The sequence below is a fragment of the Serratia sp. TSO36 genome, assembly GCF_057808395.1.
This window is the reverse complement of record NZ_JBJZOU010000001.1, coordinates 1-23103: the sequence shown is the minus strand read 5'-3', so window position 1 is coordinate 23103 and position 23103 is coordinate 1. Positions and strand designations below refer to the sequence as shown.

Annotated in this window: 23 protein-coding genes; 10 read left to right on the top strand and 13 right to left on the bottom strand. The window is 52.1% G+C overall.

Going from position 1 to position 23103, the window contains the following annotated elements; translation table 11 throughout:
* The 5 genes from ACK3CV_RS00115 to ACK3CV_RS00095 are packed head-to-tail and all read left to right on the top strand — an operon-like array spanning nt 1 to nt 3961.
* Nucleotides 1–1875, top strand: a complete 1875-nt coding sequence (locus tag ACK3CV_RS00115; RefSeq protein WP_489009767.1) for a secretin and TonB N-terminal domain-containing protein — start codon at nt 1–3, stop codon at nt 1873–1875.
* A 9-nt stretch (nt 1876–1884) separates the two neighbouring features.
* Complete coding sequence (locus tag ACK3CV_RS00110) at nt 1885–2358, top strand: type II secretion system protein (RefSeq protein ID WP_489009766.1); 474 nt, start codon at nt 1885–1887, stop codon at nt 2356–2358.
* The gene (locus ACK3CV_RS00105) at nt 2345–2704 is read left to right on the top strand and encodes a type II secretion system protein (RefSeq protein WP_489009765.1); all 360 of its coding nucleotides are present in this window, start codon (nt 2345–2347) and stop codon (nt 2702–2704) included. Before ACK3CV_RS00110 ends, ACK3CV_RS00105 begins: the two co-directional genes overlap by 14 nt.
* Nucleotides 2694–3212: a hypothetical protein gene (locus ACK3CV_RS00100; protein WP_489009764.1), complete on the top strand. Its 519-nt coding sequence runs from the start codon at nt 2694–2696 to the stop codon at nt 3210–3212. Before ACK3CV_RS00105 ends, ACK3CV_RS00100 begins: the two co-directional genes overlap by 11 nt.
* Entirely contained in the window at nt 3209–3961 is a 753-nt protein-coding gene (locus tag ACK3CV_RS00095; protein WP_489009763.1) for a prepilin peptidase, read from the top strand. The genes ACK3CV_RS00100 and ACK3CV_RS00095 overlap by 4 nt, the downstream gene beginning before the upstream one ends.
* On the opposite strand, the gene ACK3CV_RS00090 is transcribed toward ACK3CV_RS00095, so the two are convergent.
* The 13 genes from ACK3CV_RS00090 to ACK3CV_RS00030 form a co-directional block, all read right to left on the bottom strand.
* The gene (locus ACK3CV_RS00090) at nt 3938–6577 is read right to left on the bottom strand and encodes a response regulator (protein ID WP_489009762.1); all 2640 of its coding nucleotides are present in this window, start codon (nt 6575–6577) and stop codon (nt 3938–3940) included. The two genes, ACK3CV_RS00095 and ACK3CV_RS00090, sit on opposite strands and share 24 nt — an antisense overlap.
* A gap of 75 nt (nt 6578–6652) precedes the next feature.
* Nucleotides 6653–7258 (bottom strand): response regulator, encoded by a 606-nt coding sequence (locus ACK3CV_RS00085; protein ID WP_489009761.1) that lies wholly within the window; start codon nt 7256–7258, stop codon nt 6653–6655.
* A 26-nt stretch (nt 7259–7284) separates the two neighbouring features.
* Nucleotides 7285–8508: an MASE1 domain-containing protein gene (locus ACK3CV_RS00080; RefSeq protein ID WP_489009760.1), complete on the bottom strand. Its 1224-nt coding sequence runs from the start codon at nt 8506–8508 to the stop codon at nt 7285–7287.
* 290 nt (nt 8509–8798) lie between these two features.
* Complete coding sequence (locus tag ACK3CV_RS00075) at nt 8799–9734, bottom strand: LysR family transcriptional regulator (RefSeq protein WP_489009759.1); 936 nt, start codon at nt 9732–9734, stop codon at nt 8799–8801.
* Between the two features lie 935 nt (nt 9735–10669).
* Nucleotides 10670–11449 carry an MrpH family fimbial adhesin gene (locus tag ACK3CV_RS00070; protein ID WP_489009758.1) on the bottom strand — a complete coding sequence of 260 codons (780 nt, stop codon included), beginning with the start codon at nt 11447–11449 and terminating at the stop codon, nt 10670–10672.
* A gap of 341 nt (nt 11450–11790) precedes the next feature.
* Nucleotides 11791–12363 (bottom strand): fimbrial protein, encoded by a 573-nt coding sequence (locus ACK3CV_RS00065; RefSeq protein ID WP_489009757.1) that lies wholly within the window; start codon nt 12361–12363, stop codon nt 11791–11793.
* Nucleotides 12364–12373: 10 nt separating this feature from the next.
* A complete protein-coding gene (locus tag ACK3CV_RS00060; protein ID WP_489009756.1) occupies nt 12374–12862 on the bottom strand; it encodes a fimbrial protein in 489 nt (162 codons plus the stop codon).
* 13 nt (nt 12863–12875) lie between these two features.
* Nucleotides 12876–13367: a fimbrial protein gene (locus ACK3CV_RS00055; RefSeq protein WP_489009755.1), complete on the bottom strand. Its 492-nt coding sequence runs from the start codon at nt 13365–13367 to the stop codon at nt 12876–12878.
* A gap of 10 nt (nt 13368–13377) precedes the next feature.
* Nucleotides 13378–13947: a fimbrial protein gene (locus ACK3CV_RS00050; protein ID WP_489009787.1), complete on the bottom strand. Its 570-nt coding sequence runs from the start codon at nt 13945–13947 to the stop codon at nt 13378–13380.
* Nucleotides 13948–14087: 140 nt separating this feature from the next.
* Nucleotides 14088–14843, bottom strand: coding sequence for a fimbria/pilus periplasmic chaperone (locus ACK3CV_RS00045; protein WP_489009786.1), 756 nt, complete (start codon nt 14841–14843; stop codon nt 14088–14090).
* 112 nt (nt 14844–14955) lie between these two features.
* Nucleotides 14956–17499: an outer membrane usher protein gene (locus ACK3CV_RS00040; RefSeq protein WP_489009754.1), complete on the bottom strand. Its 2544-nt coding sequence runs from the start codon at nt 17497–17499 to the stop codon at nt 14956–14958.
* Nucleotides 17500–17544: 45 nt separating this feature from the next.
* Nucleotides 17545–18075 (bottom strand): fimbrial protein, encoded by a 531-nt coding sequence (locus ACK3CV_RS00035; protein WP_489009753.1) that lies wholly within the window; start codon nt 18073–18075, stop codon nt 17545–17547.
* 81 nt (nt 18076–18156) lie between these two features.
* Nucleotides 18157–18699 carry a fimbrial protein gene (locus ACK3CV_RS00030; protein ID WP_489009752.1) on the bottom strand — a complete coding sequence of 181 codons (543 nt, stop codon included), beginning with the start codon at nt 18697–18699 and terminating at the stop codon, nt 18157–18159.
* Between the two features lie 121 nt (nt 18700–18820).
* Between ACK3CV_RS00030 and ACK3CV_RS00025 the strand changes: the two genes are divergently transcribed.
* The 5 genes from ACK3CV_RS00025 to ACK3CV_RS00005 all read left to right on the top strand — a co-directional run bounded on the left by ACK3CV_RS00025 (nt 18821) and on the right by ACK3CV_RS00005 (nt 22985).
* A complete protein-coding gene (locus ACK3CV_RS00025) occupies nt 18821–19489 on the top strand; it encodes a hypothetical protein (RefSeq protein WP_489009751.1) in 669 nt (222 codons plus the stop codon).
* A 93-nt stretch (nt 19490–19582) separates the two neighbouring features.
* Nucleotides 19583–19996 carry a hypothetical protein gene (locus tag ACK3CV_RS00020; protein ID WP_489009750.1) on the top strand — a complete coding sequence of 138 codons (414 nt, stop codon included), beginning with the start codon at nt 19583–19585 and terminating at the stop codon, nt 19994–19996.
* Nucleotides 19993–21432, top strand: coding sequence for an FKBP-type peptidyl-prolyl cis-trans isomerase N-terminal domain-containing protein (locus ACK3CV_RS00015; RefSeq protein ID WP_489009749.1), 1440 nt, complete (start codon nt 19993–19995; stop codon nt 21430–21432). The genes ACK3CV_RS00020 and ACK3CV_RS00015 overlap by 4 nt, the downstream gene beginning before the upstream one ends.
* Nucleotides 21429–22091 carry a helix-turn-helix transcriptional regulator gene (locus tag ACK3CV_RS00010; protein WP_489009748.1) on the top strand — a complete coding sequence of 221 codons (663 nt, stop codon included), beginning with the start codon at nt 21429–21431 and terminating at the stop codon, nt 22089–22091. The genes ACK3CV_RS00015 and ACK3CV_RS00010 overlap by 4 nt, the downstream gene beginning before the upstream one ends.
* Nucleotides 22092–22403: 312 nt before the next feature.
* The gene (locus ACK3CV_RS00005) at nt 22404–22985 is read left to right on the top strand and encodes an ABC transporter ATP-binding protein (protein ID WP_489009747.1); all 582 of its coding nucleotides are present in this window, start codon (nt 22404–22406) and stop codon (nt 22983–22985) included.
* Nucleotides 22986–23103 lie beyond the last annotated feature (118 nt).

Genomic DNA, 23103 nt, shown 5'->3' with positions numbered 1-23103 from the left:
ATGAAAACCATCACTGTAACGTTAACACTCGTGTGTTCAATGCTGGCTGGCTGTACCCAGCAGCAGCATGAACCACAAAAAACAACGGCACCAGCCACCCGTGAAGCGTTAATCGCGTCGCTCAAAGCAATTGATCAGGCTCGCATACAGACCCCAGATGACGTCTCATTGCGCACCCGGCAATTGCAAGTGACGGAGCAACTTGTCAGTGGTTATTTGCAAGAAGCCGAACGCGCCGTCACGAATAATAAATATAATCAGGCCTCTTTGTTATGGCACGATGTCCTGGTTTATCAACCTGGCAATCAGAAAGCGCATCAGGGCCTAAGTCGAATTGATAGTGCCCGCGCGATGTATAAACTATACCAGCAGGCAATGGAGCTGCATTCTGATGATCCGGAACAGGCGCTCTACAAAATCCGCCAGATCCTGGAGGAAGAGCCAAACTGGCCCCAGGCCAGGGTGATGCAAGATCATCTGTTGCGCGAAATATCCGTGCAAAATCAGCCGGAAATGAAGTTAAAACGAGATCTGCGGAAACCTGTCTCGTTGAACTTCCGCCATCATAGCTTAATGTCTATTTTCGACACCATCAGCCAATTGACTGGGGTGAACATTATTTACGATAAAGATGTGCCAAAAAGCCTGACCGCCAGCCTGGCGGCGAGGAATACGACAGCTGAAGATGCCTTGAATTTGCTTTTGCTCTCTAACCAGCTGCGAAAAAAAATTCTCGATGGCAATACCATCCTGATTTACCCGGCTTCCCCGAAAAAAGAAAAGTTGTATCGTGATGTGGTCATGAAAACCATATTTTTGGGTTATGCACGGGCAAAAGAGACTAACCCGGCATTACGTAACCTGGTGAAGCTGCGTGATATACATATCGATGAAAGGACGAACTCGGTCACTATTCGCGGCACAAAGCAAAGCGTTGAAAAAGCGGAGCGGCTGCTCATGACGTTGGATCGCCCGGAGGCTGAAGTCACTCTGGCTGTCGAGGTATTGGAAGTCTATTCGAAAGATATTGAGAAATTAGGCGTGAACTACCCGGGCAAAATTGGCGTGGGGTTTAGCGGCATAGAGGGTAAGAGCGAAAATATCGCCATGAATGCGTTTAATGCCGGCAATATGTTTGTCAATCTGGGCAGTTCACAAGGGATCAATGCCGATCTGCAGAAAGTCCGTACGAATGCTAAAGTTCTGGCCAACCCACGCATTCGGGTAAAAAACAATAAAAAAGCGGTTGTGGATATTGGTGAACGCATTCCCGTCCTGACCAGTTCAGTGTCCGACGGTATTTCTCAGGAAAAAGTGGAATATCAGGATGTGGGGTTGAAGCTGGAAGTGATGCCGGATATTAGCGTGGACGGCATGATTTCAATGGATGTCAAATTCCAGCTTAGCTCTCAAGGAGGGGCGGAGCGCTCTAAAGATGGCGTGAATTACTACCGCACCAATAACCGGGAAGCCAATACAGTGCTCAGCAGCCAAAACGGTGAAACACAAATGTTGGCGGGCCTGATCAAAATGAACGACCAGAGCGGGCATTCCGGCATTCCTTTTTTGAGCGATCTTCCCGGTATCGGCCATTTGTTTGGCAGCCATGAGAAAGACAGCGAACGCACCGAGGTGGTCTTGCTCATTACCCCGATGATTGAGCGTAATATCGATCTCCCGGGCAGCCATGTCAGCACCATCGATATGGGAACGGAAGAGATGGAAGGCGACAGCGATTTCCCGTTAAGGGGCCCGAAAACGGAGACGAGCAACGACACGTTTGATGCGCCATCACTGGCACCTCCGGCACAATTTCCCGCGAAGGATACAGCCTTACCTGTGCCGCTCGGCCGTCAGCAACTGATGAAATTCTAAGGCGCCTCCATGAGCAAACAGCAGGGATTTACCTTGATTGAAATGATGGTGACGCTGGCGATCCTGGCGTCACTGGCCGCCGCCGCCATCCCTCTGGCACAACACCAGAAGCAGCATCAGGATGAATATCAGTTACGGGAATCGCTGCGTCAGATCCGCAGCGCGCTGGACCGCTATTCTCAGGCCGTACAGGACGGGCGTATAGATCATGAGTCGGGTGGATCCACCTATCCGGCCACGTTGGATGTCCTCGTGAAAGGCGTAGTGGATAAGACATCGCAAAACAAAACGCGCCTCTATTTTTTACGCCGGCTCCCACGCGATCCTTTTAGCGATAGCGAAGGGCTTCCCAGTGCGGAAACCTGGCGTACCCGCAGCTCAAGCCAACCCCCAGATGATTTTAGCGGGGGAAAAGATGTGTTTGATGTGCGTTCCAGCAGCCATGCCATTGGGTTAAACGGAGTCCCCTATGCGCAATGGTGAAAATGGCTTCACCCTGATAGAGCTACTGGTGGTGATGGCCATCATCGCCACGTTGATGACGCTGGTTACACCGCGTTTCTTCAGCCAGACGGTGCGTGCAAAACACATCGTTCAGGAACACAACCTGAATGCCCTGCACTCAGCGCTGGATGCCTTCCGACGAGACCGTTTCATCGGGCCTGAAAGTTTGGATGACCTCGTGCAAGCCGGTTATTTACGCCGGCTACCCTTAGATCCTTTCAGCCAGAGCCGGGATAACTGGCAAATAGTGACCGACGAACAGGGGCGGATTATCGATATTACGCTCCCTGCTGCAAATAACGGGATAAACGACAATGGCTGGTAACAATCAGGGCGGGTTTACCTATTTGTTTGTTCTGCTGGCATTAACTCTTCTTTCCTTCATGTTGTTAAAAAGCCGGGAAGGTGAACAGATCCGACACCGTCAACAGCAAGAAGAGGAGTTGCTATTTCGCGGAGAGCAAATTCGGCGGGCCATTAGCCTTTATCAGAGCGCCCCCTATGGCAATGGGTGCTATCCCACCCATTTTTCACAACTGCTTGAGGATCGGCGAGGCCTCAAAATACGCTATCATCTTCGCCGCGAATTTCCCGATCCCCTCACCGGCAGCCCTCAGTGGGGAATGCGCTATGATCCTCAAGGCCGCTGGATTGGCGTCAATAGCCTGGGTTACGGCCGGCCGCTTCGTAAAGAAGGGTTTGACGCCAACCTCGACAGCGCGCGTTTTAAAAAAGCGAGCAGCTATTCGGAATGGATCTTTACGGTGAAATCGGATACAACGGCGCCTCTGCCGTCAGCCTGTCAAAGCCCGGGGGCGAGGAAGGGAAAATGACGGAAAGTGTCTTTTTTGCCCTGTTCGGCGCCATCATCGGCAGCTTTCTAAATGTGGTTATCTACCGTCTGCCACGTACCCTGGCCGGTGAACCCTTAACCTTATGCTGGCCCGGGTCCCACTGCCCGGCATGCAAAAAGAAAATCAAGGCTCGCCATAATATCCCCCTGCTCGGCTGGCTGTGGTTGAGAGGACATTGCGCAGACTGCCGGCGCGCCATCCCTGTACGCTATTTTCTGGTTGAATGCCTGAGTGCGGCCCTGTTTCCTCTCATCATTGAGCTGCATGGAATAACGCCGCAAAGCGCGGCTGATTTAATAATCCTGAGCTTATTGATCCCACTGTTCTTTATTGACTTGACGTGGTTGTTATTACCTGACCGCTTAACATACCCTTTGCTGCTGATTGCCTTCGCTCTGGCCGCATCGGGCGACGGACGCATCTGTTTGCCCGAAGCCTGCTTCGCTTCCGCTTGCGGATTCGGCCTCCCCTGGATGCTGAACCAGCTGTATACCTGGCGCCACCGCCATGCAGGGATGGGGATGGGCGATATGAAACTGTTTGCTGGCGTGGGGGCCTGGCTTGGTTGGGAATCGTTAACGCAGGTTATGCTGCTGGCCTCGCTCTCGGCCATCGTTATCACCGTGTTTTTCTTGCATAAAAAAAGGGCGGAGAGGTTCCCCTTCGGCCCTTATCTCATTTCGGCCACGCTGGGCCTTTACTTTTTACGGCACATTCCTCTGGGATGAAAGCAATGCAATAAATCGTAAGATCAATGCGTTGAGTTGCAAGCGATACACAGGAAATACCACTGAATCTTCCTCCCTGAGCGCAAGCTCCATCTGCCGGCACAGATTTACCCCCACCTGAAAGCCCGCTAAGGCAAAACTGCCTTTTTGCCGGTGCAGCACGGCACCGTACTGCTCAGGCTGCTCGGGAGTCATGTCCAACAGCCGTTGGCGATCCTGTTCGCTTCCTCGCTGCAGTTCATCAACGAGTGAAGCGATAATCTGGGGTTGCCCCGCCGCCATTGCCTGAATTTCAGCCATATTCAGGCGCACCAACCCTTGATCTGACAACATCTGACGTAAATCCTGCAACGTCAGGGGCTTGATCAGCACCGCATCCAGACCCGCCTCCAGGCAGCGGAGTTTTTCGTCACTAAACGCATTGGCCGTACAGCCAACAATCACCTGATAACCCCCTTCCGCACTTTCCCGCCGCCGTTGTCGTGTGGCGAGTTCATACCCCGTCATCACCGGCATCTGGCAGTCAGTCAATACCAGGTCAAACGTCTGCCGGGCAAGAAGCCGCTCTGCCTGTTTACCGTCATCACACGTCATGACCTGATGGCCCAGCGTTTCCAGTTGCAGTTTCATCACCACAAGATTTGCCGGTTGATCATCGACGACCAGGATCTGCAAAGAATGTCCCACACTTGCCGGGTTCTGGGAGCTCACGACAGCGGTGCGTTCTTCGACCCTCTCCAGCTGTAGAGAAAAGGTAAAGCCGGAACCGTTTCCGGGGGAGGACCGGATATGCAAGCTGCTGCCCATCAGTTTCAGTAGCTGTGCGCAAATGGCCAGTCCAAGCCCGCTGCTGGCGGGAAAGTTGGGATCCAGTTGGACGTATGGCTGTAAAATCCTTTCCTGCATGTCCTTTGCAATCCCCAGCCCACTGTCCTCTACCTGGAAGGTCAGACGCTCTTTTCCATGAGCTGCGGGTTCACAAGCCACCTTAAGGCGAACAAATCCCCGTTCGGTGTACTTGATGGCGTTACTCAGCAAGTTACTCAATACCTGGCTCAGTTTGGCGCCATCCATGCGGTAAAGCCGTCCACGGCTGGCCTCCAGGTCACTTTCAAGTTTCAAGCCTTTCTGCGCGGCTAGGGCAGTATAGGTATTCACAATTTGCGTTACGAGCGGGTACAACGCGCCGGTTTGCAACTGAAGCTTGATTTCCCCCGCTTCAATTTTGGAGATATCCAGCACCCCACCCACGATTTGCAGCAGTTGGCGCGACGCCGCATAGGCAATATTCAGTGCGGAATCCGCGCCGGCGTGTTTTTGCTGCTCCAGTTCCAGAACGCCAAGGATGGCGTTCATCGGGGAACGGATCTCATGGCTCATGCGGGCCAGAAAATCACTTTTTTCCCGGCTGGCGTTCACCGCCTCCTGTGAGGTAATCGCCAGTTTGCGCTCCAGTCGCTTACGTTCACTGATGTCATACCAACCGATCAGCAAACCCTGTGGGACACGGCGGCTGTCGCAATAGACGACCAGCCACTGCATAATTTCACGCGCCTCACCCTGTATACAGAGAGTGCGGTCGGAAAATTGCGGGTGAAGCGTACTGATGGCCGTGACCCACTCCTGATGCTCAAGGGGCGGCACCATCGGATTATGTCTCAGGAATTGATCCAGCGTCACGCCGATCACCTGCTCAGTCGTCAGTTGCAGTAATGCCAGCAAGGTCTGATTACAGTGCGTTATTTCCCCCACGGGATCGCACACCAGAAGTGGCGTAGGAACACTGTTCAACAAGGTTTGCCAGTATGTCAGGGCATCCTGCAACCCCCGTTCCGCGCGGCGGCGACGCAAGATTTCAGAAAGCAGAAACGCAATAAGAAATAGCGATATAACACTACTCACCGCCACAAAAGAATCAAAAAAGCCATCATTTGATTCCGGACTGGGGTGCATATCGTTGAGCGCAGCGTTTAACAACCAGCGCGTGATAATGGACGACGCGGTTCCAGGCGGGAGGGCATCAATACGTTCATTGACATGTCTGAGCAAGTCTTCCTGACCGGGAAGCAGCCAGAGAGTTTGGCTGCTGCTGATCTCAGGCAGTATTTCACTGCTTAATTGCCCCGGATACAGGTTATGCATGAGCATATCGGCCAAAGCGGCATCGCAAACCAACCCATCCGCAGCCCCGGCATTTAATAGTTTTAATGCCTCACTCAACCCCATGCCTTCTTCCAGCACAACACCGGGCCAGGCCGCGGTAATTTTCGGCCCAACGGGGCTGTTGCGCAGCAACAAAATACGTTGCAGATTCAGGTTCAGCACATGATTAATATGGACGGGAAGATGATTGCTGCGAGAAATCAACGCCCAGTGCTGCTGCAATAAGGGGTGCGAAACCAGTATCCCCGGAGGGGGAATACTGAATGGGGGGGGTAACGCCATAGTGACGCCGCGCTGTTTGAGCATACCCGTGAGTTGCGCTAAGTCAGCCGCCGCTTTAGGCGTAAACGACGTTTCCCCCGGTGTTGACAGCAAATCCAGTAACTCTGGCAGGGCGCCGTTTGCACGCTGCCAGACAGTAAAATCACTGTAGGGTGCGCGATCATCGAGCAAGCCAACCTCTATATTATCCGCGGCCTTCACCAGTATGGGCAACAACAGGCTAAGCAGGAGTAAACGCCTCATCCTTTACAGACCCACGCTGTGCAGATATTCCAGAAGCTCCGCCGTTGAACTGACACCGATTTTATTCATCGCGCTTTTTTTCTGTGCGCTGATCGTCTGTTTAGTCCGGCTCAGCATCGCGGCAATGTCATTCACACTCTTTCCCTGAGCCAGCAGACGCACCACTTCCAGTTCACGCGGACTCATGTCTGCCGAGCCCCCTGCCGCTACCGGAGTGATATAGCGACGCCCCCGCAACAAACTTTCCAGACACAGCGTCAATTCCGCCGTCAGACTTTGTTTATTGATGACCGCATAGACGCCCGCAGCCAGTATCGAATTAATCACCCCCGGATTGGCCAGCACAGTAACCACCACAATAGGCAAGGCGGGATATTTACGTCGCAGCGTGTCAATTAAGCGCAACCCATCAGATTGATGTTGCCCTGGCATGTTAAAGTCCGTGAGCAGAACGTCTGGCAACGCCTTTTCTAATGCCCTAAGCAATTGGTCTACATTCGTAGCTTCATCACTGACGATAAAGCGCTCGTTGAAAGCAGAAGCAATCACGGCGCGCAGGCCGATCAGGAAGACCGGGTGATCGTCGGCAATCACGATCCGTTGTTGCATAGCGAGCTCCCTTTAAGAGAATAGAATTAAGTATAAAGTACCATAGCAGCAACGGCTCCAGGTTGAAGACGATACGTCACACTATGGCAACGCACTCTGTGGTACTGCTTATCGGGAAGCAACAGGCGGAAGGAACACTGCCGGACCGTCTCACTGTTATCCGGCGTCACTGAGATGAACTGTCTAAAAGCGTCGCGATCCTCCGGATGAATTCTGGCCTGAAGCAAAAGCAAAGTGGAGAGTTCCTGAGACGGTATGCCGAAAACCGTTTGATTTCCGGACCAGTCCAACTGCGCCATATCGGAAGAGAACTGCAAAAAAACGGGCTGTTGTTTTTCAAGTAGGTTACGCAACAACAGCGCCTGTTGTTCCTGTTTCTCGTGGCTCAGGGTGTTTTCTTTTTCGCGCATCGCCAGGATCAGGCTCAGGCTGATGACAACCAGCAAATAGAGCTGAGAGACCTGCATCCCCAGAGATTCGTCCATCGCCAACGGGCCATAATCCGATAACGTCGCCAGACTGACCAGCAATGTCAGATACAAAAAATAAACGGTCAGGATACGCAAAGGCCACAACATTGCCAATATCAAGGATCCGCCCATCGCTAAATAGAGCAGAGTCTGAGCCAGCAAAGCGTGATGAATCAGCGCCGGGGGCAACAGGAAGATGGCCGAAACGCCCAATAACACCACCAGCGCTCGCCATGAGACCGTAGGATCCGCCTCCTTGAGAAAACGACGAAAAATAAAGAAAGGCGCCCCTGCCAGACAACCGGTGGCGTTCGACAAAGACCAGGTGAAAAAATGAGTGAATACCACCGGATAATCCAGCAGCATCAGAATGAATACGCTGACCACCCCCCCGGTGATACTGACCATATAGACGCCCAACAATAATAACAGCGTTTCCGTACGCCAGGTGTCATGCCCGAGATAGCGGTGCACGCTGCGCCACATCTTCGCCAGAGGAAAAAGCACCGCGAGGTCAACTAACGCGAAAATCAACGCCACATCTAAAGATCGCCCATACAGCAGGCTGACAAAGATATGCAGCAAGCCGGCGCTGACGCCCCAAAGCGGCCAGTATATGCGCGGGTAAGTGCATAATGCGCCGAGCACCAGCCCGGCCGGTAACCAGACTGAACTGGACAGGCTCCAGGGATCGCGGGTTTCAAGACTAAACATGGCGAGAACAAAATAGAGCAAACAAAACACCAGCCAATACCCAACGCCTTTGCGCCATCGCCTCATCCTGTACTCCAGGTCAACAAACTGAAAACACACGGGTATGTTGTTCGTTTAATCCCCCCCGATACCAGAGCGCGTAGTCTATATTCTCCCCGCAGGAGTATGCAAATTATTATTAATACCCTCCATTTACTCAACGGGTGATGTTCAAGGTGCCAAGAGTCCCATAATGAGACATCTCAATACATAGATAATAGCGTGTTTTTAGTTATTTTATCGTTCAAACACTCGATTGAAGTACCAACGACAAAAAATAAACAACCCCCATTTGTGTTTATCTCATTTAAGAAAAACTAACCTAATCCATTCTCCATAAGCTCTTTCCACCTCACCTCAATATACCGTCTAAAATCACTGAACAAACGCGAATAGTGTTCCCGGTAGCGCCAGACAAGATAAATCTGCAGCCTCGGGAATTTCCACTCTGGGAGAACAACAACAAGTTCATTACTTTTGACATATTTAGAGGCGACCCAGTCAGGCAAAGCCAGGCAAACACCTGCACCTTCCAGCGTCATCTTCAGCAGGCTGGGGATATTATTTGACGTCAGGCTGGTGTCATTTTCTATATTGAGCTCGAAGGACTCCCCTTCCTTTGACAAGGTGAGCGGATAACTCAAAAAAGGGTGTTCGACTTTCATAATCCAGTGTTCAGCTAAATCCTGTGGTGTATTGATTGCACCATGGCGCGCCAGGTATTCCGGGCTCGCACACATGTTAAAGCCCATGGCGCCTAAACCATGATGTACCAAATCGGCGGAATCCAGAATGCCACTTTTCAGAACCAGGTCATCGAATTCGGGTGAAATAACGGTAAGCTCACTCCGGTCGCGCGACAACAACCGAAGCTCAACATCTTTGTTTTCACGCATGTAATCATACACCCAGTGACTGGCTGTCAGTTCACAGAGAATGGATGGGGCAGAAAATCGCAGTTTTCCCTTGATTCTGTTATCACGATTGCTTATTTCAGAAAATAATTCATGGTACATCTGCAGGATTGACTTCGCTCGATTAAACGCGATGTCTCCCGCCGCGGTGATTTCAACCTTATGCGCATTTCGACTCAGCAGAACAACTTCAAGGGTACTTTCCAGTCTGGAGATGGATTTACTGACCGATGCCACACTAAAGTGAAGTTTTTTTGCAGCCAGTGTAAAACTACGCTCCTCTACGACAGTGATAAACACCACCCAATCTTTCATTATCCTATTGTTCTTAAAATGCATAACTCATCCTTTCCTGGTTATTAATATAGTTTATTCCTAGCTAACCCAAAATATAAAAAACGACAAAGCAGGACATACGTCGTCACTTTCCCCTCAGCATTCAGGAAAAATTCATACTTTTCAGCTTGTGACTCACGTAACATCCTTAACATAAAATCAGACCCTGTAAACAATAAAATCGGCAAGCTAATATCAACAAAATGGAAATTTCCCTCATTCCGTTCGGCTTAAAAACTTGACGTAGATCAATAAAGAACAAAAAAAACAAAAAATATCAACATGCTAGAATAAATAAAATTTAAGAATAAACCATTAGAAAAAGACCTTACTCTATTTGATTGCAAGAAATATCTGCCGATCCGGGATGTTTTTCACATAAAATATATCTTCTTTCTCGCACACCGTCGCCCATAAAAATGCGAGATCATCTCAAGCCAACTTTACAGTCTAAAACAACCGACCCGCTTAGCCAGTTAAAAATAAATGTAGCCAGAAACATTGACAATCTACCTACACTGCACCAAAAAGATAACATTATCTGGTTTCATATCTTGGCATCCATGCCCTCACATGTTTTTATTTAGAGCGCATTAAAAAATGAACTCAGGTTATTTAACTTAAATAAAACTCACCATTTCCTATCCGGGAGTTAAAAAACCACCAGCACCACCGTAACGTTTTATACTCCTCGTCAAAATATTTGCATTTAGCCAATTGACGATATAACGCAGTTACCCGATCGGTCAAGGTTATATGATGTACACCGCCACCAAATAGGCGGCAGGGTAATATATTTCATACTTTCCACGCTGAGCACTCAAAAACAATCCCTGAGGAGATACTTCAATAAAACTCATAATCCAAGACTTATTCATAAAAACCAGAGCGTATTAAACAACCCATATTTGTTTAATCAGAAGGGTGTTTATTCATCATTAATAATAGTTCACGCTCAGAATAGAGGACCCACTATAATTTCCCGGTTTAGCCCCACTATCAATATGCAATTCACTACGTATACTGGCCTGATTATCCCCTGCGTGCGTTGCCAATCGACCATGATCCGTACCAGGAAACGAAAGTTTGCTTTGCACCCCTGGCGCAAGAGTTACCGTTTCCTGACTAAGGCTAAGCTGTACAGACATAGGAGAACTGCATCTAACAACAAAATTTTTACTTACCTGGTTCATACCGCTACCAAGGTTGATTGTACCATGATCAATATTTATCTCGTTGGTGGCGATACTACACCACTCAGGGGGGGGAGGAGGGGAATCACAAGCGCCTGCCGGGATATAAACAGAGCCCCATGGCAAATATTGATTACCTCCGGCTTGATCGGCAACACCGAATGCAGGGCAGGCTCTATTCGGGGGAACATTTGTCATAAATGATTGATAGTTTTTAAATTGGTCATATGCACGTTTTGCCGCATGTCCGATGGTTTCACCTGATTTTATTTGCACAATAAAATTTTGCGGCACAGTTTTAAATTTGTATTCACCACTCACCTTATGTGCATACCCATACACAATATATTTCCCGAATGGCGGGATAAAATCTGCTGCAGAGCCAATATCAACGAGTCGGCTTGACACGTAAATCATATAAATCCCTCCACCACTTTGAGATTTATCAATACGAGTTACTGGATACTGACTCGCTGCACAATAAGAACCAACACTCACTAAAAAACAAAACAAAAGAGATCTCATACGTACCTTACCTTACTCGATGAAAATACAAACCCTATCGCACCCAATGATGAATAGCACTAACAGAGCTACGGATAGTTAACAGTCAGCGTGGTGCTGGCTTGATGAGCGCCCGACGTGCCTGATGGTTTCGGTTCTGTTTTTTGAACGATTTATGCTATCCGGTATGCCACACAGACAAGGCTTCCGTTCGCTCGGTGATGAGGTATCGTGAAGGCCGCTGTACCATAAAGTTCAACCGTAGTATCTGCCGAAGCAGACGCCCTGTGGACACTACGCCACAATACGCTGTCAAAAATACGCTTATCGCCTTTATCCCGGTAAAAAATACTGTCCCTCCCCTATTCATATTCCAGCCCAAAGGTTGCCGTAGCGCTAAACTCCCCTCGCTTTATGCTGTGGCCCGTTATCGCTTGCGGCTCCGCCTGCACATACGCTTGAAACGGTACGTAGTTATCCCCTGACCGCAGCGGAAAACGATCGCTGGCCTTATTCAGCGGAACAGGTTTGACCTCCGGGGTTTCCAACCCGATAGCGATGCCGCTGCCAGAACCTACTGCCAGTAATCCTGGCAGAGCGGCACTCTCCGTTCCGATAAAACGCGTCGTGACCGTCGAACCCAGCGACAGGTCACAATCCGCCAGATGAATGGAAAAACGCTGGCTGTGCGTACGGGTGTTGATATACAGGTACTTATCCACGATAACGCCAAAATCCAACGGAATTTCATCCTCTCCCGGCGGGATAACGCACGGCTCCGCCACCAGCGTGCCGTGCAGATGCAGGTTATTGTTCCCGCCCGCCGCCAACGCATGCCCCGACAGCAGGGCAATGAGCGTCGGCGCCAGCAACCACGTTCTTACGCCGGGACACCTCCGCCGCTGCCGCCCGTTTTTTTCCTCAGGGTGTTTCATGACCGACTCCTCACTGATACTCTGCCTGCAGGGTGGCCCAGGCCTCAAACCCGCCTTTTTCCAGCGTGGCGCCGGCTTGCTTCACCGGCACCGCCTCCAATACAGGCGGGCTGTTCAGACTAATCGCCAGCGTGCTGTCCGGCACAAACGGCTTGTCATTCTGGTATATCCGGATACCCAGGCCATCCTTACTGGTCTTCAGGGCTTTCGCATCAAAGCCTGCCGCCGTCCCGTTCAAGCTGAGCTTGAGCGCCCAGCCAGCGTCGCCCCCCCTTTCACAGGCGATCTGGTAGTTCACGCGCTGCCGGTAATTCGTCCCGTCCACCTTTTTAATCCCAACACGGTCGCCAAAGTCCACATCCACCTGTTTTCCCTCATTGATGGTGCAAGGCGGTGGCGCAATCAGGGTTCCGCTCATCGTCATATCTGCTTGCCCCGCGGCCCACAGCGATGACATGTAACCCGACAGCAGTAGGGGAATCATCATCAGTTTCTTCATTCGTTGCTCCCGTTTACTGGTAATCCACTTGCAGCAACGCCGTGGCGCTGAATTTCCCGCCGGGTAGTGTCACACCAGCCTGTTTCACCGGAACCACATACAAATTAGGGGGGGAAGAGTACGTAAAGTTCAGCCAGTTATTGACCGGCAGCCGGGAGCTCTCCTTCAGCACTTCAATCCCCAACCCTCCCACGTTCGTCTGCAGAAGCTGATTATCGAAGGCCGAAGGGGTTCCCTCTATCTGCAGCTTCATCGCCGTACTGACGCCCTTTTCACATTCCGGGTTGTAATACACCGGTTGCCGGTAATTTTTGCCATCGATCTGCGTGGTCAGAACATCCCCGAAGTCAATGACGATAGGTTTGCCGCCATTGAGGCTGCACGTCGGCGCCACCACGTTCACTTTGACGGTTACGTTCGTGACCGCGGGCGCCATCAACGGCACCGCCCCCAGCACCCCGGCCAGCAAATAATGCGCCTTCAGTTTCATCAGTACGTTGCCCACAGGCTTCACCTCACTCATAGTCCAGATGAAAATCCACCACTGCCCGGTAACTGCCCGCCACCAGATCTGCCGGTGTGCGTTCGGGGGTGACGGTATAACTCAGCGTGTTCTGCCCCGGAGCCAGCAACAGCGCCGCTCCCCGCTCACCCGGCTGGACATCCCGCCCCGTACTGTCCGCCAGCCTCAGACCGAGGCCGGAGACCCCCTGCGCTTTCAGCAACTGCGGGTTGTCGGCATCCCGTGGCGCCTGAAAACTGACGGTCACCGCAGGCTGGTCGTGCGCCCAGGTCAGCCCGCCGGTACGCTCGTCACGGGTGCCTGCCGGACTGCGCAAACAATCTTCCAGCCGCAGCTCAAACCACACGGGACGCCCCCGGTCGCCGAGCCCTTGCAGACGCCCCGTACCTATTTCCCCGAGCGCCACATCCTGCCGCGCACTGCCCATTTCCAGGCGGCAGGCGCTCGCGGTCAGCGCGCCGTGGACATACAGCGCACCATTGGCGCCTTGCACCTCCCAGTTATCCGTCGCGACCACCGGAAAGGCCAGAAACAGAACCCCTCCCATAAATAACGTCGTCATGAACATCAGCCCGGTGATGGCACCGTAATGCTCCCCCACTTTCCGCACCCTGAGGCATGCGCGCAGGGTGTGTGTTATTTTCGCCATTCGCTTTCTCCTGTCCCGGTTTCCGGTCCCCTCTGTGGCGGAGGCCATGACGGCTAGTTGCCTGTCTTTTCCGGTATCACCACACATGTCATCCCGGCACAACGGAAGGTCAGCTGCGGCCGGCCACCGTAGTCATTGATGTAGGTCAGAACCGGGCTATTCCCCACGCTGGCAGCGCTGACCGTCAACGGCAGGTTCCCTTTTGGCGGCAGCATCATGGGCTCAAATCCCTTCACCCCCTCCACCCCTTTCTTCACAGCGGCATCCACCAGGGTGACATAGTACGGCGTGGGATTATTGACCACATATTTCCCCCCCTGACGGGTCAGGGTCAGTTGCTCCTGCGGCGCCGGACCGCTTTTGTCCATTGTTCCGATAGCCGCCGGGCGGTAAAACAGTTTGATGCGTGTCTGCAGGGCTATCTGCAGCGTGTTAGGTTTGGTGCTTTTCGGCGGAATTTCTCGCAGGTTGAAGTAGTACACCGTTTCACGATCCTGGTGTAACAGCTTCGCCGCCGGCAGCGCCTGAATTTTTATCTGGCTGGCCTTGCCCGGTTCGATACGCTGCACCGGCGGCAACACCGTGAGGGGGCTCTGAATTTTGTTGCCTTGCTCATCTTCAAGCCACCCCTGCGCCAGATAGGGCAATTGCTTGTTCTGGTTGCTGATATTCAGACTCACCGACTTCTGGGCGCCGTCAAACACCACCCGGGTTCGATCCAGCGCTATCGCGGCCTGGCTCTGCCAGGCCACCAACCCACTGGTCAGAACCAGTCCGGTCACCACGGCCTTCAGTGAAATCGCCGGCATGGCGATTGCGTCATATTCGTGTTGTTTCATCACCTGACTCTCTCTTTCGTATTCTTTCGTTTCCGGATCTGTACCGGTCCGGTGTTATTCATTCTGTAAATGATTCTCTGCACTACCGCGCTGGCTCATCGTTCTCGCCCACGTTCAGGGCATGGCAGGGCAGCAACAGCGTATTCATCAACATCTCTGCCGGTAACGGGGCCGGCAGCCGGACCTCGCACTGCGCCCGCCCACTCCAGTGAACCGTCATGCGTTCGCCGGCCTGGATACCACTCAGATACACGCTGCCGCCATCATTCAGGAGCCCGGTTTCTTGCTTACGAGCATTCATCACCGTCGCACCGAACGGCGGCTCACTGCCATCCGCCAACTTGATAATGGCCATCGCTTTCTCGCCGGCAATCACGCCGAACTTACGGTAACCAATCGCACCTTCGGTCAGGGTCGCCTGCACCACCGATTTCGTGGCTTCCGCGTTATCCCCCAGGTTATCCAGGTCAATGCTGGCCTTATTGCGGTAGTAACTGTTGACGTCACCGATCACCGCCTTACCCCATGCGTTGGTCTTGCTGGTGTTGCCGTAACCCCGTACCGGCACATTCGGCACCCCCCCGGTATCAATCAGCATGCGGGTGCCGCCCGGCATACCGGCCCGGTGCAGAGCGCCGCCATTAGCGGTCATTGTCATCCCCCCTTGCGCGGAGAGACCCAGAGCGCTGTATCGTCCGGCCTGATAGCTGGCATTGGCGCTTACCCTGGCAATATCGCCGTCATGATCGTAATAACCGGACACGTCTGCCCCACGACGCGAGCCCCCCACGTTCAGCTGATAGTTATCCCGGTCATTAATCCGGCTGTAATACCCCACCTGCTGAGTGACATCATTCCGATTGGCCGAGGCGTTATAACTGACCGTTGCGCCGTCGCTCCACGGCACAGAGAGGGACAACCAGCCGCCGTCATCGCGCATGTTGTTGAACTTATTCCGGTACGCCGATAACGAGAGGCTGACGCTACGAAAACGCCCCACATCGAAATAACGGGACACCATCAGGTTGTAGCGGTCATTCGCCGGCCGGTCCCAGTACGTTTGGTGGCTGTAGTTGAGATACGTGCTGAGTCCCCAGTCACGGAAATGCTTATTGAAGGACACGGTGTACATTTCTTTGTTGTTGCCGGTCCGGTAGCCGTAATAACGGGCATCAAGGAACTCACTCATGCTCATGAAGTCCTGCTCCGAGAATCGGTATCCCGCAAACGTCACCTGACTGTCATATTCATCAAAATTCTTCGAGTAACTCAGCCGGTATGACCCACCGCTGAGCGTGCCGCCTTCCTGCTGCATCCGGGCCCGCGACTGAGTGACATCAAATGACAGCGCGCCCAGTAACATCAGGTCGCGACCGATACCCAGCGACAGGGCGTTGTAATCCCCGCCGACCAGCGCGCCGCCGTATAATGACCAACCGTTGCTGACCCCCCAGGAAAACTCACCGGTACCAAACAACGGCCCCCGCGAATGATGGCTGTAATCCGAGGGTTTACCGGCCGCCAGCTTGAACCTGACCGAGCCCGGGCGCGTCAAATAAGGGATGTTCGAGGTGTTCATGGTGAACTCCTGCACACTGCCATCCTGTTCTTCAACCCGCACATTCAGCTCGCCGCTGACCGCATCGTTGATGTCCTGAATACGGAATGGCCCCTGCGCCACGGTGGTTTCATACAACACCCGGCCCTGCTGACTGATCACCACACGAGCGTTGGTTCGGGCCACCCCCACCACTTCCGGCGCGTAACCGCGCAGATTCGGCGGCAGCATCGCGTCATCCGACACCAGCGTGGCACCGGCAAAACGGAAGCTGTCGAACATGCCGGAATCGAGATAACTCTCTCCCATGGTCAGCTTTGAACGCAAAGCGGGGATAGCCCGATAAGCGTAATAGCGGCTCCAGTCCAGCCGCTGGTTGGTGGATTTCCCCGACCCGGTCTGATGGTCGAGATTCCCCTGCCAGTCGGCACGAAGTCGCCAGGCCCCCATGTTGACGCCTGCCGTACCGTTACCACTCAACTGATAACCGCCCGCTCCACGCTGCTGTTGTTTTTGCGAACGAGCATTGACGTTATAATCGAACAACAGACCGGGGATCCCGTTATCCCAGCGTGACGGCGGGTCCCAGTTCTCAGCGGTATATTCCAGAGATGCCTGGGGGATACTCAGGTAAAGCGATGCCGTGGACAGGTCACCCCGAACCTCCATCCCCTGCACGCTGCTTTCATCCAGACACTCCCCGCGGTGCCACCAGGTCAATGCGCTGAGCGTCTGGGATTTAAACCCCAACTGCCCTGCCAGGCTTTTGCTGATGCAGGCGCGGCTGCCTTTATTACCGTTACCGCCAGCATAAAAAGGGATAGACTGCTCCGGCAGATCGTTTTTATTGACATGCACCACCATGCCGTAAATGCCCGGCATGATATAACCGCCATGCGAGAACTGGCTGAGGTCGATATTATCCCGGTCATGAACATCTAGCACATCCGTATTAAACTGAATATCCTCTGCCGCATAAACCAGTGTGAACGGTGACCCCAGTGCCAAAGAAATGCAGACCCACAAAATACCAACGCGAGTCATATGACCAACAGGAGAATGTCCCATACCTTTACCTTTTTAATAATCGTCATATCAGGTCAATGAGAATATTCAGAAGTAATCCAGCTTAAAGCGTATGGCTGAATAATAATCTCCCGTTCTCAGGGCACGACTGTTCGCTACCAATTTCATGGTGTAATTCAGATGTATATTTCCCGGTACGATATTCTGCGGCGGCAATGCCTTTCCCGGAAAAACAGGAAGCCCGACATCACTGATTATCTGCAACGCGACACCCGATGCTTCGCCACTGACGCCAAATAAATGCCCCTCCCGATCGCCATCGAATGTCACCTGAAACTGGCGCCAGTCCTGATGCCCCGGATGCTCGTAGGAACAATCCACTAATTTGATTGAAAAGGGCTTACCGCTCCCCTGACCATCGCGCATAATATCGGCTAGCGGCACCACGCCCATATCGATGGTTTGCGCCATGCTATCCACATCGATGGCGCAGGCAGTGGCAATAACCGAACCCAGCATGCTCACCGTGCCATGGCCTTCTGAAAATGAAACGGCCTGAGCGGGCAATACCACGGAGGAAACCAGACAAAGCCCTACGACAGAAAGTTTATTTTTCACGTGTCCTCCCGACCATTACCACATCCGATCTTTTGCATGCAGATTTGCCTGCACGCAAAAGATCTCATCTCGGGTAAGTCGTTACTCGTAGGACAAGGTAAAGTTGGTGACTGCCGTGAAACTCCCTGGAACAACGGTGGCTGTATCGCTGGCTTTTAACAATTTGGCCGCAAATTGCAGCGTATTATCACCATCTTGCAGCGTCTGAGCCGGTGTCTTCTTGCCCAGCTCGAACTCTTCATCATTACTCCCCATCAACGCAATGTTGACACCGCCGGCGGAACCCAGAACACCCAGATGTTTCGGATTGGTCTTATCCGCTGAGCCGGTAAACGTGGTGGTCACCGTCTTCAACGTGGTGGTATCACACTGCTCGAGTCTAATGCTGAACCTTGTTCCCTCTGTGCCACCGGCCTTTTTAAGCGCGGCGGTTGAAATCTGCCCCAATGGAATGACCTGATTGACGTCCTCTGCCTTAATTGAGCAAGGCGCATCAATAACCGCCCCCACGAACTTCACGGAACCGCTCCCCTGATTAACATTAGACTGCGCATTCGCAGCAGAAGCCGACATTCCCAACGCCACCAGGGTGGCAAGAACGACTTTATTTATTTTCATGGACATGACATTAACTCCCCTATTTTCGATAGTAGAAAAACTTGTTTTTTAAATTAGAAAGTAATCCACCACGTAATTTACAAGACAGTATCCCAAACAAATTCAGTAAAGAACCCGCCAATACAATGTGGAGAACAAAAAATCAAACTGGGCAGAACCTTGCCCGGCCCGACTAATCCTTACAAAAATAATTGAAATAGAAAACCCCAAAACCAAATATCAAAACAAAAACAAAGTATTTAATGGCAATAACACGTACAACCAGGGTTGCGACAGAACAAAAAAAGAAACAAACAAGAATTACCGATGCATTGTATCGACAAAGCCCTACCAACGGAAATTCAGGGTCGTAAAAAAGAAAAAAGCCGATATAATTAACGAATCCAACCGGGTGTTTTACCTTTGGGCATCTCAATTACCATTTGTCAAAGAAAGAAAAGGAAAACACACTTTTCCACTATTGAAACAATACCAAGAATCACGAGGACTACACAGGATGAAAACGTATTCTTCCTCAGCACATTCCCGGCAACCCCCCTTATATTTTGGCATATTAAAGACATTATCTGATTTCACTCTAAAACTTGGAAGTTATAATTTACCTCCGGCCACAGAATGGCCGACAACGCGGCAAATTGCTGACATGCACAACATCAGTATTTATAAAGCGCGAACGCTATTGCTGACATTGGCAGATATGAAGCTGGTTATTGTCAGTGAACACCCTATCAACAACTCTTTGCGCTGGTATCTGGCTCCCCCCAGAGGGGAAAGAAAACCATACAAGCCAGGATGATCTCCTCTACCGCTTGAGGGCTAATTTCTTATATTCACTCCCTGTTCAGTCAGGCTGACGAACAGGTTCATTAAGGTAAAAATAGAAACGATGATGTCCACTTTCCCCCATCGCACCATCCGTTACGGAATATTGTGTCTTCTGCTTGTCGGGGCAACCGGCTGTCAGAACGTTCGCGCCGTGAAGAACATCCCGGCTCCGCACGCCGATCAGGGCCTGTCGCCAGAAGCGCAACGCAAACAATACGAAGCCGAGCGGCTTAAATTGTGCCAGGAACAGTTAAGCGCCCTGCGCAACATCGACCAGAAGCAGTATGAGCACTATAAGCAGGGCTTTGACAGCCTGATGAGTGGTGCATCGGCTTACTCCCGGCTGCGTTCCCGGGTTAACAGTGACACACAAGATACGGTCGATGCCTTATACCGTTATAAAGTCAGCTATCTGTGCGCCGGCGTGAATCAGTCGGTACTGGCCGGGCTGGCGGCACAGGGGGAGAAGGTTAAATGAATCTGCGGCGACAATTCCTGAACGGATGTTGTGCAACTCTGCTGCTTTCCGGTCTCGCACAGGCCGATGATGGCGTGCCCGCCCTGTTGCAGTTTGCTGAACAGTACCAGGGGCAGGCTCAGAGTGACGCAGCCCCCGCCCGGAAAACGGACGGTACGCCCGAGCGCAAAGCAGGAAAAAGCGGGGAAGGAGCAGGAAAACCAACGGCGACGCCCCGCCAACAACAACGTGGCCATGATGAACGGTCATGGTCCACCAGAACCTTCACCCTGCGAAATGACCTGCGAGAGCGGGAGCAGCAGTTGGCTCGCCAGAGCAGAGAGTTGGCCTCTCTGAGGCAGGAAATTGCGGCGTTGAAAGCGCAAAAATCACCGCCGCCCGAGGTGGCTAAACCAGCATTGCCGGACACGACGCTGCTGCAAACATGGCTTGCGGATCTCGGCAAGGCATGGCGCGGAACCCCTGATGAGGCGCATACCCGCGCCCTGTTGGCGCAGGCGGAAACGAGTGTCTCTCAGGCAAAAAAAGCAGAAAAGCTTGCCGGCAACCAGTCGGAGGCATTCCGTGCCGAAATGAAAACGGCACAGGCGGCCCTGAAGCAACAACAGCAACAGAGCGACAAAGCACAGGGAGATCTGCACAGAGCGTTACAGGAAGGAGAACAAAAATTTGCAGAGCAACAAAAAACGCTGCAAACGGCGCAAAGCGAACTGGCGGTATTGCGGCAACAGCAGCGGTGGGTGCTGACCCCGGAACAGCTGGCCGATAAACAGCGCCGTCTGTCGTACGCAGCGGGCAGTGCGCTGGGTCATGATATTCAGGACATGATCAATGAGCGGAAAAGTTGGGGGGTCTCTGTCGAGCGCGACAGCCTGCTGGCCGGCGTTATTGACAGCGTCTCGGGCCGGCTGCTGTTGCCGCAGGCGGAACTGAGCAAACTGACAGAGCAGGCAGATGCCACCGCCAGTCAAGCGCGAGAAAAACGGGTCAGCGAGCAACAACAACGCGATAACAACTACCTGACTGCCTTCCGTAAACAGAAAGGGGTGAAGCAGTCTGGGCTGGGCTTCTGGTACCGGGTGGATTATGCCGGGCGCGGAGAACTGGCAAAAAACGCAGTCATTGATGTGGTGGTGAAAGAAAAACTGACCGACGGCACTGTGATTCAGGATATGGATCTCAGTGGCAAGGTCTTGTCGCAACCGCTCTCGGATTACCCGCCGTTATTCCGGGAAGCGATAAGTCACTTGCACGATCACGGTTCTCTGACGATGGTGGTCCCCCCGGCGCTCGCCTACGGCGAAACGGGTTACCCACCCAAAGTGCCCCCCAACGCCACCATGATTTACGAGCTGCGCATTGACAACAGCCAGGCGCAGAAAAACCCGTCAACTGACGACGAACAGAGAATCGCGGCATCGGGAGTGCGCGGATGAACACCACCCTGAAAATCGCTATTTCCGAGGAAAATAACTATTTCCGCCTGGGGCTGCAGGCCTTGCTGACGCTGTACTTTGGCACCATAGGGGTAGACGTGCAGCATGTCAATATTCGGGATGCTCAGGAAGCCAACCTGATTTTCTGCCACTATCCGGCTGGCGCCTTGAGTTGCTTCTGTCACCTCGCAACACACGCCGCCAACAGGAAAACCCTGTACTTTACCCTGCAGGAAAAGGATCAAAGACCAAGCTTCGCCATGCCCCTACGATGTCCACAGGAATCCGGCGTCATCTGTTACGCTATGTCTCGGGTATCTGTACTGCGCATAGTGAGTACGGCGCTGGAGTCCCCTTGGTTATATCCGAGCGGGAAACGGAACCGTCACACGGGTTGCACCTGTTCGTCCCCCGTATTCACTCCCCGCGAACGGGAGATCCTGCGTTACACTCGCCAGGAAATGCAGGTGGGACAAATTGCGCGCCGGCTGGGCCTCAGCGCCAAAACGGTCAGCGGGCATAAAATAAGGGTGATGCGCAAACTGGGGTTTCACCGCGACATGGATCTGTACAATTGGCTCCGCCAAACCTCACCGACGTTATACCACCATACCGGCAACCATCTTCAGGAAAAGTCAGCCACGTCTGATCCAGGTTAATATTATCGCTACCAGCCTGACCAACACAATACATTATTACCCTAGACCCTGGGTTGAAGTTAACTCAATTTAATTTTTAAATATTATTTAATTCAATTTAAAAATCGACAACATTAAACTTCAAAAGTAAAAATAAAATCCATAAAATAACGCAAAAAAAATAACCACAACGCCATGATTTACCGATAAAAAACCAAAACAGCCGAAGACTTGATTTTAAATTAAATATAATGCGACAGCTAATACTTTCATGCCATTGATAGTATTGCTCCGGATTTACATTACCCCTTAACCCACCTTAAAAGGATAAATATGTGGGCTGTCGAAATACAACACATCCGTAAACGTTATCTGATGGGGCAGATCAGGGTTAACGCGCTGAATGATATTAATATCAATATTTCACCACGTTGCTTCACTGTTTTATCCGGCACGTCAGGCAGCGGGAAGACTACCCTGCTTAATTTAATCGGCGGGATAGATACCCCGGACAACGGCAAACTGATCGTTGCCGGTCAGGATATGGGAAAGCTGAATGACAACCAGCGCAGCGCCTTCCGGGCTCATCATATCGGTTTTATCTTCCAGAACTTCAACCTTATCCCGGTACTCACTGCGTATGAAAATATAGAGCTGCCACTGATATTACAACACGCCCCGCCCGCCCATCGCCGGCGGTTAGTCGCAGATATGCTGGAACGCGTCGGCCTGGCGGATAAAGCCACGGCCTTACCCGGCCAACTTTCAGGCGGGCAACGCCAGCGGCTGGCAATTGCCAGAGCGGTGGTTCACCAGCCCGCCCTGGTTCTGGCAGATGAACCCACCGCCAATCTAGACGAAAAAACCAGCACCTCTATTTTGCAGCTCCTCCGTCATTTGCAAAAAGAACAGTAGCCCGCCTGCGGCGGGAGCTAAGACTTTGTAAGAAAGGCGCTTTTTTCAGCTGCTGTAACTCGTTATAATCCCGTGCATGTATATCCCCAGACCCGCAAAACTCCTCTTCCAGATTGAT

Bases quoted from the DNA above. Each gene is read 5' to 3' on its own strand.
- ACK3CV_RS00115 (WP_489009767.1), top strand. From the start codon at position 1: ATGAAAACCATCACTGTAACGTTAACACTCGTGTGTTCAATGCTGGCT.
- ACK3CV_RS00110 (WP_489009766.1), top strand. From the start codon at position 1,885: ATGAGCAAACAGCAGGGATTTACCTTGATTGAAATGATGGTGACGCTG.
- ACK3CV_RS00105 (WP_489009765.1), top strand. From the start codon at position 2,345: ATGCGCAATGGTGAAAATGGCTTCACCCTGATAGAGCTACTGGTGGTG.
- ACK3CV_RS00100 (WP_489009764.1), top strand. From the start codon at position 2,694: ATGGCTGGTAACAATCAGGGCGGGTTTACCTATTTGTTTGTTCTGCTG.
- ACK3CV_RS00095 (WP_489009763.1), top strand. From the start codon at position 3,209: ATGACGGAAAGTGTCTTTTTTGCCCTGTTCGGCGCCATCATCGGCAGC.
- ACK3CV_RS00085 (WP_489009761.1), bottom strand. From the start codon at position 7,258: ATGCAACAACGGATCGTGATTGCCGACGATCACCCGGTCTTCCTGATC.
- ACK3CV_RS00080 (WP_489009760.1), bottom strand. From the start codon at position 8,508: ATGAGGCGATGGCGCAAAGGCGTTGGGTATTGGCTGGTGTTTTGTTTG.
- ACK3CV_RS00075 (WP_489009759.1), bottom strand. From the start codon at position 9,734: ATGCATTTTAAGAACAATAGGATAATGAAAGATTGGGTGGTGTTTATC.
- ACK3CV_RS00070 (WP_489009758.1), bottom strand. From the start codon at position 11,449: ATGAGATCTCTTTTGTTTTGTTTTTTAGTGAGTGTTGGTTCTTATTGT.
- ACK3CV_RS00065 (WP_489009757.1), bottom strand. From the start codon at position 12,363: ATGAAACACCCTGAGGAAAAAAACGGGCGGCAGCGGCGGAGGTGTCCC.
- ACK3CV_RS00060 (WP_489009756.1), bottom strand. From the start codon at position 12,862: ATGAAGAAACTGATGATGATTCCCCTACTGCTGTCGGGTTACATGTCA.
- ACK3CV_RS00050 (WP_489009787.1), bottom strand. From the start codon at position 13,947: ATGACGACGTTATTTATGGGAGGGGTTCTGTTTCTGGCCTTTCCGGTG.
- ACK3CV_RS00045 (WP_489009786.1), bottom strand. From the start codon at position 14,843: ATGCCGGCGATTTCACTGAAGGCCGTGGTGACCGGACTGGTTCTGACC.
- ACK3CV_RS00040 (WP_489009754.1), bottom strand. From the start codon at position 17,499: ATGGGACATTCTCCTGTTGGTCATATGACTCGCGTTGGTATTTTGTGG.
- ACK3CV_RS00030 (WP_489009752.1), bottom strand. From the start codon at position 18,699: ATGTCCATGAAAATAAATAAAGTCGTTCTTGCCACCCTGGTGGCGTTG.
- ACK3CV_RS00020 (WP_489009750.1), top strand. From the start codon at position 19,583: ATGTCCACTTTCCCCCATCGCACCATCCGTTACGGAATATTGTGTCTT.
- ACK3CV_RS00015 (WP_489009749.1), top strand. From the start codon at position 19,993: ATGAATCTGCGGCGACAATTCCTGAACGGATGTTGTGCAACTCTGCTG.
- ACK3CV_RS00010 (WP_489009748.1), top strand. From the start codon at position 21,429: ATGAACACCACCCTGAAAATCGCTATTTCCGAGGAAAATAACTATTTC.
- ACK3CV_RS00005 (WP_489009747.1), top strand. From the start codon at position 22,404: ATGTGGGCTGTCGAAATACAACACATCCGTAAACGTTATCTGATGGGG.